Origin of the sequence: Aeromonas sp. FDAARGOS 1416 (assembly GCF_019048085.1) — a bacterium.
Classification (GTDB): Bacteria; Pseudomonadota; Gammaproteobacteria; order Enterobacterales; family Aeromonadaceae; genus Aeromonas; species Aeromonas veronii.
Genome location: NZ_CP077301.1, coordinates 1779963 through 1796394, shown reverse-complemented (window position 1 = coordinate 1796394; position 16432 = coordinate 1779963). Strand labels below are relative to the sequence as shown.

Annotated in this window: 12 protein-coding genes; 8 read left to right on the top strand and 4 right to left on the bottom strand. The window is 60.2% G+C overall.

All coding sequences use genetic code 11. The features are described from left to right. Positions 1-120: 120 nt before the first annotated feature. The 5 genes from I6L46_RS07920 to aroG all read left to right on the top strand — a co-directional run bounded on the left by I6L46_RS07920 (position 121) and on the right by aroG (position 5902). Positions 121-888 (top strand): electron transfer flavoprotein subunit beta/FixA family protein, encoded by a 768-nt coding sequence (locus I6L46_RS07920; protein WP_139412005.1) that lies wholly within the window; start codon positions 121-123, stop codon positions 886-888. Then, positions 885-1811: an electron transfer flavoprotein subunit alpha/FixB family protein gene (locus I6L46_RS07915; RefSeq protein ID WP_216977826.1), complete on the top strand. Its 927-nt coding sequence runs from the start codon at positions 885-887 to the stop codon at positions 1809-1811. The genes I6L46_RS07920 and I6L46_RS07915 overlap by 4 nt, the downstream gene beginning before the upstream one ends. 225 nt (positions 1812-2036) lie before the next feature. Next, entirely contained in the window at positions 2037-3125 is a 1089-nt protein-coding gene (gene serC, locus I6L46_RS07910; RefSeq protein ID WP_100653568.1) for a 3-phosphoserine/phosphohydroxythreonine transaminase, read from the top strand. A gap of 217 nt (positions 3126-3342) precedes the next feature. After that, positions 3343-4626: a 3-phosphoshikimate 1-carboxyvinyltransferase gene (gene aroA, locus I6L46_RS07905; RefSeq protein WP_005351267.1), complete on the top strand. Its 1284-nt coding sequence runs from the start codon at positions 3343-3345 to the stop codon at positions 4624-4626. 220 nt (positions 4627-4846) lie between these two features. Next, entirely contained in the window at positions 4847-5902 is a 1056-nt protein-coding gene (gene aroG / locus I6L46_RS07900) for a 3-deoxy-7-phosphoheptulonate synthase AroG (RefSeq protein ID WP_005351268.1), read from the top strand. A 126-nt stretch (positions 5903-6028) separates the two neighbouring features. Here aroG and I6L46_RS07895 read toward each other — a convergent pair whose 3' ends face one another. Next, complete coding sequence (locus I6L46_RS07895; protein ID WP_005360022.1) at positions 6029-7624, bottom strand: methyl-accepting chemotaxis protein; 1596 nt, start codon at positions 7622-7624, stop codon at positions 6029-6031. Between the two features lie 256 nt (positions 7625-7880). Between I6L46_RS07895 and hutW the strand changes: the two genes are divergently transcribed. After that, a complete protein-coding gene (hutW, locus tag I6L46_RS07890) occupies positions 7881-9242 on the top strand; it encodes a heme anaerobic degradation radical SAM methyltransferase ChuW/HutW (RefSeq protein WP_216977825.1) in 1362 nt (453 codons plus the stop codon). A gap of 111 nt (positions 9243-9353) precedes the next feature. On the opposite strand, the gene I6L46_RS07885 is transcribed toward hutW, so the two are convergent. Both I6L46_RS07885 and I6L46_RS07880 read right to left on the bottom strand, forming a co-directional pair. Next, positions 9354-10757 carry a DEAD/DEAH box helicase gene (locus tag I6L46_RS07885; protein WP_216977824.1) on the bottom strand — a complete coding sequence of 468 codons (1404 nt, stop codon included), beginning with the start codon at positions 10755-10757 and terminating at the stop codon, positions 9354-9356. 182 nt (positions 10758-10939) lie between these two features. Continuing rightward, positions 10940-11416 (bottom strand): glutathione peroxidase, encoded by a 477-nt coding sequence (locus I6L46_RS07880; RefSeq protein ID WP_216977823.1) that lies wholly within the window; start codon positions 11414-11416, stop codon positions 10940-10942. Between the two features lie 349 nt (positions 11417-11765). Between I6L46_RS07880 and I6L46_RS07875 the strand changes: the two genes are divergently transcribed. Both I6L46_RS07875 and I6L46_RS07870 read left to right on the top strand, forming a co-directional pair. After that, complete coding sequence (locus I6L46_RS07875) at positions 11766-12374, top strand: 2OG-Fe(II) oxygenase (protein WP_005360026.1); 609 nt, start codon at positions 11766-11768, stop codon at positions 12372-12374. A 204-nt stretch (positions 12375-12578) separates the two neighbouring features. Continuing rightward, positions 12579-13568 (top strand): D-alanine--D-alanine ligase, encoded by a 990-nt coding sequence (locus I6L46_RS07870; RefSeq protein ID WP_216977822.1) that lies wholly within the window; start codon positions 12579-12581, stop codon positions 13566-13568. 165 nt (positions 13569-13733) lie between these two features. Here the strand turns inward: I6L46_RS07870 and mngB are convergent, their stop codons facing one another. Then, entirely contained in the window at positions 13734-16388 is a 2655-nt protein-coding gene (mngB, locus tag I6L46_RS07865; RefSeq protein WP_216977821.1) for a mannosylglycerate hydrolase, read from the bottom strand. Between the last annotated feature and the right edge of the window lie 44 nt (positions 16389-16432).

Genomic DNA, 16432 nt, shown 5'->3' with positions numbered 1-16432 from the left:
AACGTAAAGCGATTGTAAGCAAAGCTGAGCAAGAAAAAGCAAAAAATCAGGGAAGAGCGTACTGCAACAAACGCAGAGGCACACTAATGAATTCAATCCAAAGAGACGAGGCATGACCCCATGAAGCTGCTGGTCGCAATCAAACGGGTAGTCGACTACAACGTCAAGATCCGGGTGAAGGGAGACGGCTCCGACGTGGAGCTGGCCAATGTGAAGATGGGGATCAACCCCTTTTGTGAAATTGCGGTGGAGGAGGGGGTCAGGCTGCGGGAAGCCGGGGTTGCCAGCGAGCTGGTGGTGGTGACCTTCGGCCCTGACGCTGCCGCCGAGCAACTGCGCCATGGACTGGCGTTGGGGGCGGATCGGGCACTGCACTATATAACCGGTGAGAGTGTCACCGATGAGACGCTCACCCCGCTGACTGTCGCCCGCGCCTTGCACAAGGTGTGTGAGCAGGAGCAGCCAGATCTGGTGCTGCTCGGCAAGCAGTCCATCGATTCAGACAACAATCAGGTGGCCCAGATGCTGGCTGCCCTCAATGATTGGCCGCTGGCGACCTGTGCGTCCGCCCTCAAGGTGGAAGCTGGGGAGCTGCTGGTGACCCGCGAAATCGACGGTGGCCTCGAGACCCTGGGCATGCCGTTGCCTGCGGTAGTGAGCGCCGATCTGCGTTTGAATGAACCGCGCTTTGCCTCGCTGCCCAACATCATGAAGGCCAAGCGCAAGCCGCTTGATAGCGCTCCGTTCTCGACACTCGCCGTTGAGGTGGCCAACCAGACCCGTTTGCTCGGGGTGATGGCGCCGCCAGCCCGCAGCGCCGGGATCAAGGTGGGCTCGGTGGACGAGCTGGTGGACAAACTCAAACACGAAGCAAAGGTGCTGCCATGAGCGTGCTGATCATTGCCGAACATCATCAGGGTCATCTGGCCGACAACGTGGCACAACTGGTCACCGCTGCCGCTTCCATCGGCGGTCAGGTTAACCTGCTGTTGCTCGGGCAGGGGCTGACCGAGGCGGGTGAACAGGCGGCTGCCATTGGCGGTGTCGGCAAGGTTCTGCTTGCCGAACATCCCCGCTTGGCCGACGGGCTGCTGGATGGGGTGGACAAGCTGCTGGCCAGCTGGTGCGAAGGTTACAGCCACTGCCTGATGGCGGCGAGTACCATGGGCAAGGCGCTGCTGCCACAGGTAGCGGCTCGGCTCGGGGTGGAGATGCTCTCCGAGGTGACGGCTATCGAGAGCAGCGACACCTTCCTGCGCCCCATCTATGCGGGCAATGCCATTGCCAGAGTGGCAAGCTCGGCGCCCGTCAAAGTGATGACGGTGCGGGCCACCGCGTTTGCCAAGGCGGCGACGGGCGGGCAGGCTCTCATCGAACGCTTGGCCGTGCCCGAATTCGCTGGTCGTACCCGACTGGTGGAGCGCCGCGCGGTGCGCTCCAGCAGGCCCGAACTGACCGCCGCCCGGGTGGTTGTCTCCGGTGGCCGCGCCCTTGGTTCCAAGGCGCAGTTTGCCCTGATTGAGGCGCTGGCCGACAAGCTGGGCGGCGCCGTGGGGGCATCGCGGGCCGCTGTTGATGCGGGATATGTCGCCAACGATCTGCAAGTGGGGCAGACCGGCAAGGTGGTGGCGCCCGAGCTCTATATAGCGGTCGGCATTTCGGGGGCCATCCAGCATCTGGCGGGGATGAAGGAGTCGAAGGTGATCGTGGCTATCAACAAGGACTGCGACGCCCCCATTTTTCAGGTGGCGGACTACGGGCTGGTGGGGGATCTCTTCACCCTGCTGCCTGAGCTCACCGCCAAACTGTAAATTTGTCAGAAATGGCTGAGCTGTGGTCGTTTATGCGCTCTGCCCGCCATTTCTGTGCATGTTCCCTGCAAGCCCTGACCCGTTCAGGGCTTTTTCTCCTGCAAGGGGGATGCAGAGTGACGGTAAAAGGTTGAGCCAGCTCCCAAAAAGCCTTTGATCCGCTGGCTGCTCTTGTGTAAAACCTGACAAGTCATCGATTACTCTCATCCACTCACGGAAAGCGTCATGAGCAAACAGATTTACAACTTCTGCGCCGGCCCCGCCATGCTGCCGGTTGAAGTCATGGAGCGCGCCCAGCGCGAATTTTGTAATTTTCAGGGGCTGGGAGCCTCGGTCATGGAGCTTTCCCATCGCGGCAAGCCCTACATGGCGGTTGCCGAGAAGGCTGAAGCGGATCTGCGCGAGCTGCTGGTGGTGCCGGACAACTACAAGGTGCTGTTTATGCACGGCGGCGGCCGCGGTCAGTTCTCCGCTGTGCCCATGAACCTGCTGGGCGGGGCCAACAAGAAGGCGGACTTCCTGCTGACCGGTGTCTGGTCCCAGAGCGCGGTGGATGAAGCCAAAAAGTATGGCGATATCCAGACCTTCCAGGGGGTTGCCAAGAACGAGCAGGGGATTTCCCACCTGCTGCCGACCCCGGCGTTTCGCGCCGATGCGGCTTATGTTCACTACTGCCCGAACGAAACCATTGACGGCATCGAGATGTTCGACATCCCGGCCACTGGCGAGGTGCCGCTGGTGGCGGATCTCTCCTCCACCATTCTCTCCCGTCCTCTCGACGTGAGCCGCTTTGGCATCATCTATGCTGGTGCCCAGAAAAATATCGGGCCGTCCGGGCTTGCCATCGCCATCGTGCGCGATGATCTGCTGGATCAGGCGAGAGCCGATGTGCCCTCGATTTTCGACTACAAGCTGACTGCCAAGAACGACTCCATGTTCAACACGCCGCCCACCTACGCCTGGTATCTGGCCGGTCTGGTGTTCGAGTGGCTGAAAGAACAGGGTGGCCTCGAGGCGATGGAAGCGCGCAACAAGGAGAAAGCCGACTTCCTCTATGACTATCTCGATCAGTCGAGCTTCTACGGCAATCAGGTTGATGTCAGCTGCCGTTCGCGGATGAACATCCCGTTCCAGCTGAAAAATGCCGAGCTGGACAAGCAGTTCCTGGCAGAATCGGAAGCGGCCGGCCTGCTGGCCCTCAAGGGGCACCGCATCGTCGGTGGCATGCGCGCTAGCATCTACAACGCTATGCCGCTGGAGGGGGTGAAGGCTCTGGTGAGCTTTATGGATGGCTTTGCCAAGCGCAACGGCTGAGAAGAGAGTACTCACATGCTTGCTGGCGGCCTCTCGTGAGCCGCTTCCAGCTATTGCAGTGATTCAAGACGCCGGGGATACCCCGGCGTCTTTTTTTCAACAGAACCAGCGCGCTGGCGTTTGCCGTGTGATTTCCGCTGAAAGTGCCCTTGCCGAGCGGGACGCAGGCTGTTAACGTCCGGACAGGCGTTTATTTTTGAGATAGCACAGGAAGTCTATGAATTCGTTGCGTTTGGAACCCATTTCTCGTGTGGCCGGAGAGGTCAATCTGCCCGGCTCCAAGAGTGTCTCTAACCGTGCGCTGCTGTTGGCGGCGCTGGCTCGTGGCACCACCCGTCTGACCAACCTGCTCGACAGCGATGACATTCGTCATATGCTGGCTGCGCTGACCCAGCTCGGGGTCAAGTACAAGCTCTCTGCCGACAAGACCGAGTGTACTGTACAGGGTCTGGGTCGCAGCTTTGCGGTGAAAGAGCCGGTCAATCTGTTCCTCGGCAACGCCGGTACTGCGATGCGACCGCTGTGCGCCGCCCTGTGCCTCGGCTCAGGTGAATATACTCTGGGCGGCGAGCCGCGCATGGAAGAGCGTCCCATCGGCCATCTGGTGGATGCTCTGCGTGAAGCAGGTGCCCATATCCAGTACCTCAAACACGATGGTTATCCGCCGCTGGTGGTGGATGCCAAGGGGCTGTGGGGCGGCGATGTGCACGTCGATGGCTCCGTCTCCAGCCAGTTCCTGACCGCGTTTTTGATGGCAGCGCCGATGGCGGCCGGTGATACCCGGATCCATATCAAGGGGGAGCTGGTCTCCAAGCCCTACATCGACATCACCCTGCACATCATGAAGCAGTTCGGGGTGGTCATCGAGCACGACAACTACAAGCTGTTCTACATCAAGGGCAACCAGACCTACATCAGTCCGGGTGACTTTCTGGTGGAAGGGGATGCCTCCAGCGCCTCTTACTTCCTCGCAGCGGGCGCCATCAAGGGCAAGGTGCGGGTCACCGGCATCGGCAAGCACAGCATTCAGGGTGATATCCACTTCGCCGATGTGCTGGAGAAGATGGGCGCGCGCATCACCTGGGGCGATGATTTTATCGAGGCGGAGCAGGCGCCGCTGCACGGGGTGGATATGGACATGAACCATATTCCCGATGCGGCCATGACCATCGCCGTTGCCGCGCTGTTTGCCGAGGGGCCGACCTCCATTCGCAATATCTACAACTGGCGGGTGAAAGAGACCGATCGTCTGCACGCCATGGCGACCGAGCTGCGCAAGTTGGGCGTCGAAGTGGAGGAGGGGCATGACTTCATCACCGTGACCCCGCCGACCCAGCTCAAGCATGCCGAGATCGATACCTACAACGATCACCGTATCGCCATGTGTTTCTCGCTGGTGGCGCTGTCGGATACCCCGGTCACCATCAATGATCCCAAGTGCACCTCGAAGACCTTCCCGGATTACTTCGACAAGCTGGCCAGTATCAGCCAGCGTGGCTGATCACTGACAAACCCGTCATCACCGACGCTTCGGGCCCGCGCTGAGCGGGCCTTTTTGCCTTCCTTATCCGCACTTCCATTTCGCCTAGCATTATTTCAATAACTTGCAAGATTGCCATATAAAATAGTTTTGTTATTGCTGTAATTTCCTATTTACACATGCGCTGTCGCGGGCTATGTTGAGATTTCCTAATCGCAGTCATCTAGCAGGAAGCCTTGTCATGCAGCATCAAACCGACGACGTTCGTATCAGTGAAATCAAAGAGTTATTACCCCCGGTTGCGGTGCTTGAGAAGTTTCCGGCTACCGAGGTGGCCTCGTCCACCGTTTTTGAATCCCGTCAGGCCATTCACAATATCCTGGCCGGCGAAGATGATCGTCTGCTGGTGGTGATTGGTCCTTGCTCCATCCATGATCCGGTTGCCGCGCTGGAGTACGGCAAGCGCCTCAAGGCGTTGCGCGACGAGCTGAAAGGTCAGCTGGAGATCGTGATGCGGGTCTACTTCGAAAAACCGCGCACCACAGTGGGCTGGAAGGGGCTGATCAACGATCCGTACCTCGACAATAGCTGCAAGATCAACGACGGTCTGCGCATTGGTCGCAAGCTGTTGCTGGATCTCAACGACATGGGGCTGCCGACTGCCTCCGAGTTCCTCGACATGATCACCCCGCAATATGTGGCGGATCTGATGAGCTGGGGCGCGATCGGTGCCCGTACTACCGAATCCCAGGTACACCGCGAGCTGGCCTCCGGTCTCTCCTGTCCGGTGGGCTTCAAGAACGGCACTGACGGCACCATCAAGGTTGCCATCGATGCCATTGGCGCTGCCAGTGCGCCGCACCACTTCCTTTCGGTTACCAAATACGGTCACTCCGCCATCGTGGCGACCCGCGGCAACCCGGACTGTCACATCATTCTGCGTGGTGGTCGTGAGCCGAACTACAGCGCCGCCCATGTCAGCGAAGTTGTGAAGGGGCTGGAGAAGGCCGGTCTGCCGCAGAAGGTGATGATCGACTTTAGTCATGCCAACAGCAGCAAGCAGTTCAAGAACCAGATGGTGGTGGCCGAGGATGTGGCCGGCCAACTGCGTGCCGGTAGCAAGGCGGTGTTTGGTGTGATGGTGGAGAGCCATCTGGTGGAAGGCCGTCAGGATCTGGTGGAAGGGTGTGAACTCACCGTCGGCCAGAGCATCACCGATGCCTGCATCGGTTGGGCTGATACCGAAGTGTTGCTGCGCAACCTGGCGGATGCCGTTGCAACCCGTAACGCCCGTTAAAGCTATCCTGGCGGCGCTGTTAATCGTCAACGCGCCGCTGGAACAGCAACGCTGCCGTTCGGCCAAATCGAATCCATAAAGCAAAAGCGCGACCCTCGGGTCGCGCTTTGTCGTTGGTGAAGTGGATTACCAACGGTAGGTTTTCAGCAGAGCCTCCAGTTTCTGACACTGCTCCACCAGCTGGATGCTGGCGAGGTTGGCGGCGTGCGCCTGACCCAGGGTGTCGTTGGAAGTGTTGCGAATATCGCTCACCGAGCTGTCTACCTCATGGCAGACCCTATCCTGCTCTTCGGCCGACTGGGCCATCTGGGCGTTGAGGTCGTTGATGCGGGCGATGCGCTCGATGATGTTCTGCATGGCTGCCAGGGTCGCTTCGGTCTTGCTGATGCTCTCATCGGCTTTGCTTTTTGCATCCCCGATCACCGTAACTGCGCTCTGGGCCTCATTTTGCAGGGCGGCGATCATCTGAGAGATCTCTTCACTGGCGGCGCGGCTGCGATTGGAGAGGGCCCGCACTTCATCGGCCACCACCGCAAAGCCACGGCCTTGTTCGCCTGCCCGGGCCGCTTCAATCGCAGCGTTGAGGGCCAGCAGGTTGGTCTGATCGGCAATACCCTTGATCACCTCGAGTACGCCGTCAACCGCAAGGCAGCGGCTGTCGAGTTGCTGGATCACCTGATCCACCCGATCGATCTCTGCCGACATCTCGCCCATATCGGTGATGGAGTGCTGGGCGAGGCGACTGGTGTCAGCGGCATCCTGATTGGTGAGGGCGGAGAGCTCGGCGCTGTGGCGGGCATGTTCGCGTACTTCATGAGAGCTGGCGGCCAGTTCGCTGACGGCGGCGGCAACCTGGGTGGTCATCCCCTCTTGCTGGCGGGCCGAGTTTTCGGTCTGGGTCGCCACCTGACGGATCTGGTTCGACTCCTGATAGAGCTGGTGGGTTGCCCCTTCCACCTCCTGCAGGCTGTGGCGGAATCCCTGCACCATGTCATTGACGGCGCGGGTCATCTGGCCCAGTTCATCCCGGCTGTGATTGACCAGGGGGAGGGCGAGGTCGCGCTCTTTGGCCATCCGGATCATGGTGAGTTGCAGCTGGCGCAGAGGGTGTTTCACGTAGCGTTGCAATACCCACCAGAGCAAGCCGAAGCCGAGGCTGAAGACGGCGGCTAGGCTGCCGCTCAGGATCAGGTTGTTGTGGCGGATCTCGCCGAAGGTGTGGCTGAGGTCATAACTGATCCGCACTGCCCCCATCACGGTCCCCTCATTGACCTGATGACAGGTGAGGCACTGGGTACCGCGATACTCCTTGTAGGCTTTGAACGGTTTGATCAGGGTGAGCCGGTTGCCCTGCTGCTCCAGAATGGCTTCGCCCTGATTGATGGCTCGCTCATCGAGGGGATCCTGCGCTTTCTGATCCGGATGACCCGGGCCAAACAGGTTGCTGACGGCTGGCGCGCGTACCAGACGGGCCTCAACGATGCCCGCTTCACTCTTGAGTTTGGTCTGTACTATCTGCCGGTTGGCCATGCCACCTGTCATCATCAGTACGTTCACCTGATCCATATAGGTGTTGGCCATGCTCTCAACCTTCTCCTCTGCCAGCCGGATGGCGAGATCCCGTTGCAGCCAGGCGGAGAGTTCGAAGCAGAGGCCAAAGGTGGTGCTGATGACCAGCGCAAGAGGGAGGAATATTTTCCAGTTCAAGGAGAGGTTATGCATTTTGGGCAAGTTCCATGCGCTTGGTGTTGTTATGTGATCCCGTATCATCTTGATCGTAGACGAAGAAACGGCGGGAGATGGTTCTCTATCGGCACACGATAACCACTCTTGAGTAAATAATCTGTTAAGCCGATCGGTAATGCAGGTTGCCAAAATGCCTTTCGGGAGGGGGGCTGCTCCTCGGGTTGATCCAGAACAAATTGCCAGTAACGATAATCGTTATCATTGTCATTATTTGCTGATAATAGTGACCATCATGAATCTGACCCCTTCCATGACCGGTATTGCCACGCCGGATCCCCTCAAGTTTGCTTTTAGCGCCAAGACCTCGGCTCACGCCAGTCGGGGAGGGATGCGCCCCTTCCCGCTGGATGAGGCTGGCTGGCAGAGCTGGTGGCAGCGAGAGAGTGAAGCTGAGGAGCGCGCCCTCTACATCCACATTCCGTTTTGCCGAAAGCGCTGCAGCTTCTGCAATTTCTTTGAAAATGGCGCCAATCCGGCGCGGATCAACCGCTATGTCAACGCCTTGTGCGCCTCCCTTGCGCAGGCGGCTGACACCTCGCTGGCGCAGAGCATGCCATTTTCAGCCGTCTATGTGGGGGGCGGTACGCCGACCGACATGAGCGCCGACGAGCTTGCCATGCTGGCCGCCGTGATCCGCAGTTTCCCGTTGGCGGCCGATGCCGAGGTGACGCTGGAGGGGCGTCTCAACGGCTTTGATGATGAGAAATGGCAGGTTGCGCTGGCGGGGGGCTTCAACCGCTTCTCATTCGGGGTGCAAAGCTTTGATACCCGGGTGCGTCAGCAGGCGGCCCGTTTCGATGACAGGGAAACCTTGCTGACCCGTCTGGGTGAGCTGACCCGGGATGATGCGGCTGTGATCGTGGCGGATCTCATCTTTGGTCTGCCCGGTCAGGATGATGCCGTGTGGCAGCAGGATATCCGCGATGTGATGGCGAGCGGTGTACACGGGGTCGATCTCTACCAGCTCATCGCCATGCAGGGCACCAATCTGGAGCGGGCGCAGGAGAAGGGCACCCTGGATTGGCTCGCCGATGGCCAGCAGCGGGCGGCCATGTATGCCTATGGCGGGGCGCAACTGGAAGCCCACGGCTGGGAGCGCCTCTCTTGCAGTCACTGGCGGCGCAGTCCGGCCGAGCAGAGTCGTTATAACCAGATGGCCAAGCGCGGTGCGGAGATCCTCCCCTTTGGCGCCGGTGCAGGAGGCAACATTCTTGGGCATGGCTTGATGTATGGACGTGATCTGACCCCTTGGCACGACGCGCTGGCCAGTGGCAAGCGGGCGCCCGGGATGGTGATGGGGCGCAATCCCAATGCCAGGGTGGACGGTCTGCTGCGTGGCGCCCTCGATAGTGGCGTGCTGGAGCTGGATCGTCTGCCAACGCCTTTGCTGACCCATCTGATGCCGCTTTTTGCCGCCTGGCAGCAGCACGGGCTGGCCGAGATCGGGAGTGCACGGTTGCAACTCACCCTCGCCGGACGCTTCTGGAACGTCAATATGCAGGCTGGCTTGTTCGAGTTCTTGCAGCTCAATCCGCTCGATGGTTCTGCGCCGCCCAGCCATGGTACCGCTGCGGTGCGCCATTCGCTGGTTTGAGCCCGAGCGGAGCATTTGCACGGAGCACTTGCATGGCTCCGAGCGATCCATAACGAAAGAGGGAGCCTTGCAGGCTCCCTCTTTTGGCTTGGCAGTTAGCGTCGCGCGAGCTTACTCGTCGCTGCTCTCCTGATAGCTGTCGCGCATTGCTTTGGGCAAGCGGCGCATCGGTGCAAAGCCGATATCCTCACCCACTACTTCCCGCTTGCGGGACTTGTTTTGAGGAGATTGGGCGGGATTTTTGCTGGCGTTACCTTTGGCTTTGCCCTTGCCCGCGGCTGGCTTGCCCTTGGCATTGCTGCTCTTGGCGTTGGCATGGCCGCGAGCCCGAGGCGGGTTCTGCACCGGCTTGCTGCCAGGCAGAGTCTGGCGACTTGGCTTGCCGCTTGGCTCATACCCTTCCAGGATCTCCACGGTCAGGGATTGGCCGATCAGGGCTTCGATAGCCTTGAGCTGACCCAGCTCGTCCTGGCTGACCAGCGAGATGGCCTCGCCGCCACGACCGGCGCGGCCGGTACGGCCGATACGGTGGATGTAATCCTCCGCCATCTGGGGCAGTTCAAAGTTGATCACGTAGGGCAGTTGATCGATATCGAGACCGCGGGCGGCGATATCGGTCGCTACCAGCACCCGCACCTCGCCACTGCGAAAATCGGCCAGCGCTCGGTTGCGGGCACCTTGGCTCTTGTCACCGTGGATCGCCACGGTATTGAGACCATCTTTTTGCATCTGCTGGGCGAGGCGGTCGGCGATCTGCTTGGTGCGAACAAACACCAGCACCCGTTGCCAGTTGCCACGGCCAATCATGTGGGAGAGCAGCTCGCGGCGGCGTTCCCGATCCACCTGAATGATGCGCTGGGTCACCTGCTCGGCAGCAGTATTGCTGGGGTCAACCTCGATCAGTGTGGGGTCGTTCAGCAGGTCATCGGCCAGCGCCTTGATGTCGTTTGAGAAGGTGGCAGAGAAGAGCAGGGTTTGCCGCTCTGCAGGCAGCGCCTTCATGATGCGGCGGATGTCGACGATAAAGCCCATGTCGAGCATGCGATCCGCTTCATCCAGCACCAGCACTTCCAGCTGGCTCAGGGTCAGGGCGCCCTGGGTCAGCAGATCCAGCAGACGGCCCGGGGTGGCGACCAGAATGTCCACCCCCAGCTTGATGGCGTCCAGATTGGGCTTGATGCTGACACCGCCATAGGCGATCAGAGTCTTGAATGGCAGGTGGTGGGCATACTTGATGATGCTCTCGCCCACCTGTGCCGCCAGTTCGCGGGTCGGGGTCAGTACCAGTGCGCGCACCTGACGACGGTCACGACCATGGTTGGCCAGCAGACGCTGCAACATCGGCAGGGTGAAACCGGCCGTTTTGCCTGTGCCTGTCTGAGCGCCGCCGAGCACATCCTGACCGGCCAGAATGGCCGGAATCGCTTGCTGCTGGATGGGGGTTGGCTGTTCGTAACCCAGCTCCTTGACGGCCCGCAGAATATGCGGAGACAGACCCAGTTCGTTGAATGACATGTTCGAGAGAAACTCCTGAGATGAGCCTTTGGCTCAACGGGCAGCCAGCGTGTTGGGGCCAGCCACGATATGGAAAAGATAGTGGGGCCGTAATATAGCAAAAGAGCGGCCGCTGCGCAGTAGCTGTCGCACCGGCCGCCATACAATCGTTCAACGCAGTGGCGTAAAACGGTGCGGGAGCATCAGAGCATCTCGCGGATCTGCTCGGCCAGGCTCTCCGGTTTGGCCTGGGGGGCAAAGCGCTCTACCACATTGCCATCGCGGTCGATCAGGAACTTGGTGAAGTTCCATTTGACGTTTTCCAGCCCCAGAAAGCCCGGTTTCTGTTGCTTGAGCCACTGGTAGAAGGGGTGGGCATGCTCACCGTTGACATCGCACTTGGCCATGATCGGGAAGGTGACCGGATAGTCGAGGGAGCAGAAGCGGGCGATCTCGTCCGCATCCCCCGGCTCCTGCTGACCGAACTGGTTGCAGGGGAAGCCTAAAATCACCAGCCCCTTGTGGCCTAGCTCCCGATAGAGCGTTTCCAGCCCTTCATATTGGGGAGTAAAACCGCAGCGACTGGCCACATTGACCACCAGCACTACCTTGCCCGCCAGTTGAGTCAGCGGGTAGGGGGTACCATCCAGTCGTTGCAAAGTGAGATCGGGCAGAGGCATGAGAAGATCCTTTCGTGGGTGATGCGCGGGTTGTGCCGTGAGTGGTTCGGTCGGTGACAGAGACAAGCGCCGGATGAACAGCAACATGGCGATGCGGATACGGTATCGGTTGGCTCTTGGTACCGCAAGGAGGCCGCGGCGCCTCTTCGTACCGATTGCAAGGGCCATCACAGTTTCGACAGCCAATACGCCTGTTGGCGGAGCGGGATCACAACTGGCGATAAAAAGCGGGGAGGCGAGCAGCAACTCGCGTATTGATGTTGGGACTTCTCAAGAGAAGCAAACCGGTTTGTGACTTTGCCGGTAAGTCGCTACAAAGCGCCCTCTTTCCACTCATTGTGAGCCAATCTTGGACTATCAAGCTGCCATGGATGCCATTTACACCCGGGGATGGGTGATAGTGGATGATTTTTTGACCGCCGCCGAGGTGGATGCCCTCAAAGCCTGTTTGCCAAGCGAATGGCAACCTGCCGGGATCGGCCGTGACGCCCTGCATCAGGGCAATCCCGACATTCGCCGTGACCAGATCCACTGGCTTGAGCCCTCCCTCGGTGCGCCGGTGGCTGACTACCTCGCCCGGATGGAGTCCCTGCGTCTTGCCGCCAACCGGATGCTGATGCTGGGATTGTTCGACTATGAGGCCCACTTCGCCCGCTATCGCAGCGGGGATTTTTACGCCACCCATCGGGATGCCTTTGCCGGTCGCTCCAACCGCCGTCTTACCACCGTGTTTTACCTCAACAACGACTGGCTGCCCGAAGCGGGTGGAGTGCTGCGCATGTATGACGACAAGGAGCAGTTTCTGATGGATGTCAGCCCCAAGGGGGGGCGGCTGGTCATGTTTCTCTCCGAGGAGTTTCCCCACGAGGTGCTGCCTGCCAATCGCGAGCGCTACAGCATTGCCGGCTGGTTTCGGGTCAATGGCAACGGCATGGGAAGGGTCGATCCCCCGCGCTGAGGTGCAATGTGTCCCGATTTTGACACAGGGGAGACTTTTCACTGCAAGAAGTGGGGTCATGGGTCTCCCATCAGCTGACAAGGGTTGATCTCCCTTGCTACACTGGCGCGCACTTATGTTCGTATCTGGCTTCGTCCGGTTTTTATGGTGGTTGGCTTATCAAATGGTCATGACGAGGCCGCTTTTCCCAAGGGATCACATCTAATGAAGAACATGCATGTCTTGCTGCTGTGCGGCGGCGGTGGCTCAGAGCACGAGGTTTCTCTGCGCAGCGCCAATTTCCTCGAGCAACAACTGGGCCTTCTGCCCGGTGTCGAAGTGACCCGCGTCGAGATGTTCGCCGATCGCTGGCTCAGTGCCGATGGCCGCGAGTGCAAGCTGGGGCTCGACAAGCTGCTTTCGTTTGACAGCGTGGCCCGTCCGGTGGATTACGTGGTGCCCTGCATCCACGGTTACCCGGGTGAGACCGGCGATCTGCAATCCTTTCTCGAGCTGGCCGGATTGCCTTATCTCGGTTGCGATGCCGAGGCGAGCAAGATCTGCTTCAACAAGATCAGCACCAAGCTGTGGCTCTCCGCCATCGGCATTCCAAACACCCCCTATCTGTTCCTGACCGAGCAAAATGACGCTGCGCTGGCCGAGGCGAAGGCCGCGCTGGCCAAGTGGGGCAAGGTCTTTATCAAGGCGGCCTCCCAGGGCTCTTCCGTTGGCTGCTACTCCGCCAGCAACGAAGCGGATCTGGTAAAGGGCATTGCCGATGCCTTCGGTTACTCCGAGCAGGTACTGATTGAGAAGGCGGTCAAGCCGCGCGAGCTGGAAGTGGCGGTTTACCAGTACGGTGACGAGCTGGTGGCCACCTATCCGGGCGAGATCTGCGTGCCGCAGGACAAGTTCTACACCTATGAAGAGAAGTACAGCAGTGCCAGCCATACCGAGACTGCACTGCGTGCCGAGGGGTTGACCCAGGCGCAGGCCGATGCGATCCACGAGTATGCCCTCAAGGCGTTCCGTCAGCTGAAACTGACCCATCTCTCGCGCATCGACTTCTTCCTGACCGAGGAGGGGGAGATCCTGCTGAATGAAATCAACACCTTCCCTGGCATGACCTCCATCTCCATGTTCCCGAAACTGCTGGAGCATCACGGTCACCGCTTCTCTGACTACCTTGAGCAGATCCTGCGCAAGGCCAGCTAAGCGCGCTCTCCCGCTCGCGGGATGAAGCAGAACCCAATAAAAAATCCCCGCCAATTGGCGGGGATTTTTTTATGTCTTTATCAAGCGGGGGAGGCCAGCTTGAAGGGATAAACAGGCGGGGATGACTCTTCCCCGCCTGTTGCTAGCTGTGGGTGTTACCGGCGGTTAGCCGCGAGCCACCCGAAAGCGCACGCTGCGTGAGTGGCACGGCGCCAGCTCCCCAAACTCGCCAGCGGCCAGTTCAAGGGGCAGGGGTTGCTCATCCATCCGCACCGCTTGCCAGTCCTTCAGGGCGTGTTCGCAGCTCACTTTGCCACCCTCCAGTACCGCCTGCTCGCTCGGGTTGTAGACCCGGATCACCAGCGCCTCTTCATCCTCTGCCTTTTTCAGGGCGCTCAGCACCGGACCGGAGGGGTCCATGGTGAGCAGGCTGAAGTGGAGCGGGGTGGTGAAGCTTGCCTTGTTGAGCTTCATGGCATCGAACGGGATCTTGTTGTAGCAGCGCACCGGGGTGAGGTAGCTGCGCGCCGCCTGCATCACGTTGGCGCTGATGTGATCGCCAGCAAACGCCAGCAGGCTGAAACGGCAGCTGAGTTTGCCACGCACCTGGGAGTCCGGGGTGGGCAGCTTGATGCCGGAGGGGCGACCCGGGCGCAGCAGCAGCTCCTCTTTACCGAGTACGCCGACCCCGCGCAGCAGGGTGAGTGCCAGGGTGTCGCACTGCTCGCCGATCACCTCAAACTCGCGCAGACCGTCACTCAGCACCGCCAGCCCCTGCTTGCCATCTTGCAGGGCGACGAAGTTCATCAGCTGCCAGACCGGAATGGGGGCCTCTTTCCACCCCTCCGCTTCCCAGTTCGCCATGGCGCTGTCGCGGGTGGGGCGGGTGATGCAGCCAAACTGGTTGTCGGAGACTACGGTGTCGCTCGGGAAGGGGGTGGGGATCAGCACCCGCACCCGGTGGTCATAGGCCTGATTGTCGAGCTCCAGCTCGATATCGATACGCGGGCTCTGGTGCGCCAGCGTGATGCGGCAGGTGACATCAAGGTGGCCGCTGCACTGGCGGTTGGCCCGCTCGGCGAGGTTGGCCGGCAAGGCCATACGCAGTTTGAGGGTGGCGATGCTCTGCCACGCTTCATGGGTGACCTCACGGGTCACCGCAAACTCGGTGGAGTAACGCAGCCACTCGTCCCGCGATGGTGAGTAGTCATATTCGTCGCCATCATCGGAGCCCTCTTCCAGCGTGAGCACCTGATCGAAGGTGGTGCCGCGCAGCTTGTCCAGGATCTGCAGGGTGCCGTTGTCATTGAGGGCGATGCGGTAAAAATCGTTCTCCAGCAGCTCGCCGCTGGCCGTCACCGGTTGCTCCAGTCCCGGCTGGTTGCCCTCGATATGGAGAGTGCAGTAGCCCATGGCCGGCAGCGGATGGCAGATCTGGATGTCGTACTCCATAAAGGGGTCGTAGTTGCCGTAGTGAACGATCTGTCGGTCTACCAGACCCGGATCAATCTCGCGTCTGGCGCGGATGAAGTAGGGGACCGGCTGGCCTGCTTCATCGCGCAGGGCAAAGGATTGGGCACGAATGCGGATGCTGGTGTTGATCACCTCCTGACGGGGGAAGGGCATCAGGTTGAAGAGGCAGAGTTTGTCGGCCACCTGCACGCCGTCTTCGCAGAGCGCCACCGGCATGTTGTCGACAATCTTGCGCATGTAGAAGCGGATCAGGTTCTCGGCCATGTCATCGGCCAGAATGAAGCGGGTCATCACCTCCTGATGCACCTTGTCGCTGCAGCAGCAGCCGATGCTGTCATGGGCGTGGTTCTTCATGATCTCCTTCCACATCTTCTCAAGCAGCCCGTGGTGGTACTCGAAGCCGAGTGCCCAGGCGATGCTTGCCAGCGGTTCGAGGATGTTGACGATCTTGTTCTCGATGGCGGCGTGGGCCAGCTTGATGTCCATCCGGGTGGAGGAGATGGTGCGGTGTACCCGCATGTATTTGCCGTCGTTGAACTCCCCCTTGAGGGTGGCCAGCTGGTCGCGGCACGCCTCAATGCGCTCGAAGACCTGCTCGAAGCGGCTCATGTGGAATTCACGCTGGGGGTAGATCTCGCGCAGCTTGTCGATAATGGCGAAGATGTTCTGTTGCAGCGGCATCTGGTCGTGGCCGTTGGGCAGCAGGATATCCTTGGTCACCGAGGCCTTCTCCAGCACCTCGAAGTAGGATTCGAGCCGCTTGCGCAGGCCCGCTTCATCTTCCGGCAGGTACTTGCCGATGGCGTAGCCGAGCGGCAGTACCTGGGCGGTCACCTCGCTGCCATCGTTGCTCTGCCAGAGGAACTCGGTCTTGTCAGTGCCGTGGCGCTCGGAGCAGCCGCGCCAAAACATGGCCCGATCGATCCCGAAGCCGTTGAAGATGTGGGGCAGTTGGGAGGACATGCCGAACGAGTCGGGCAGGTAACCGATCTTCATCGGCTCGCCAAGGCTCAGGCAATCGCGCATCCCGTAGAGCAGGTTGCGCAGGATGGACTCGCCGCTCACCTGCATGGTGTCGGTCTGGGTGTACCAGGGGCCGATGATGAGCTTGCCCGCTTCCACCAGCGCCTTCACCCGGGCCTTGTTCTCGGGCTGGATGGCGAAGTAATCCTCCAGCACCGCGGTCTGGCCGTCCAGCACGTAGAACTTGTAGTCGGGGTCGGATTCAAGACGCGCCAGGATCTCCGCCATGTTGTTGACCAGCAGGATGCGGGACTCCTCGGTGGTGAAGTACCACTCCCGATCCCAGTGCATGTGCGGGGTGATGTGAACTCGTGAAACTGTCATGACAATGATCCTTTGCTGACGCACGGCGGCCTTTGCCTGCCGTG

Coding starts and splice junctions, on each gene's coding strand:
- I6L46_RS07895 (WP_005360022.1), bottom strand. CDS start 7,624: ATGCATAACCTCTCCTTGAACTGGAAAATATTCCTCCCTCTTGCGCTG.
- I6L46_RS07870 (WP_216977822.1), top strand. CDS start 12,579: ATGAAGAACATGCATGTCTTGCTGCTGTGCGGCGGCGGTGGCTCAGAG.
- aroG (WP_005351268.1), top strand. CDS start 4,847: ATGCAGCATCAAACCGACGACGTTCGTATCAGTGAAATCAAAGAGTTA.
- I6L46_RS07920 (WP_139412005.1), top strand. CDS start 121: ATGAAGCTGCTGGTCGCAATCAAACGGGTAGTCGACTACAACGTCAAG.
- I6L46_RS07915 (WP_216977826.1), top strand. CDS start 885: ATGAGCGTGCTGATCATTGCCGAACATCATCAGGGTCATCTGGCCGAC.
- hutW (WP_216977825.1), top strand. CDS start 7,881: ATGAATCTGACCCCTTCCATGACCGGTATTGCCACGCCGGATCCCCTC.
- mngB (WP_216977821.1), bottom strand. CDS start 16,388: ATGACAGTTTCACGAGTTCACATCACCCCGCACATGCACTGGGATCGG.
- aroA (WP_005351267.1), top strand. CDS start 3,343: ATGAATTCGTTGCGTTTGGAACCCATTTCTCGTGTGGCCGGAGAGGTC.
- I6L46_RS07880 (WP_216977823.1), bottom strand. CDS start 11,416: ATGCCTCTGCCCGATCTCACTTTGCAACGACTGGATGGTACCCCCTAC.
- serC (WP_100653568.1), top strand. CDS start 2,037: ATGAGCAAACAGATTTACAACTTCTGCGCCGGCCCCGCCATGCTGCCG.
- I6L46_RS07885 (WP_216977824.1), bottom strand. CDS start 10,757: ATGTCATTCAACGAACTGGGTCTGTCTCCGCATATTCTGCGGGCCGTC.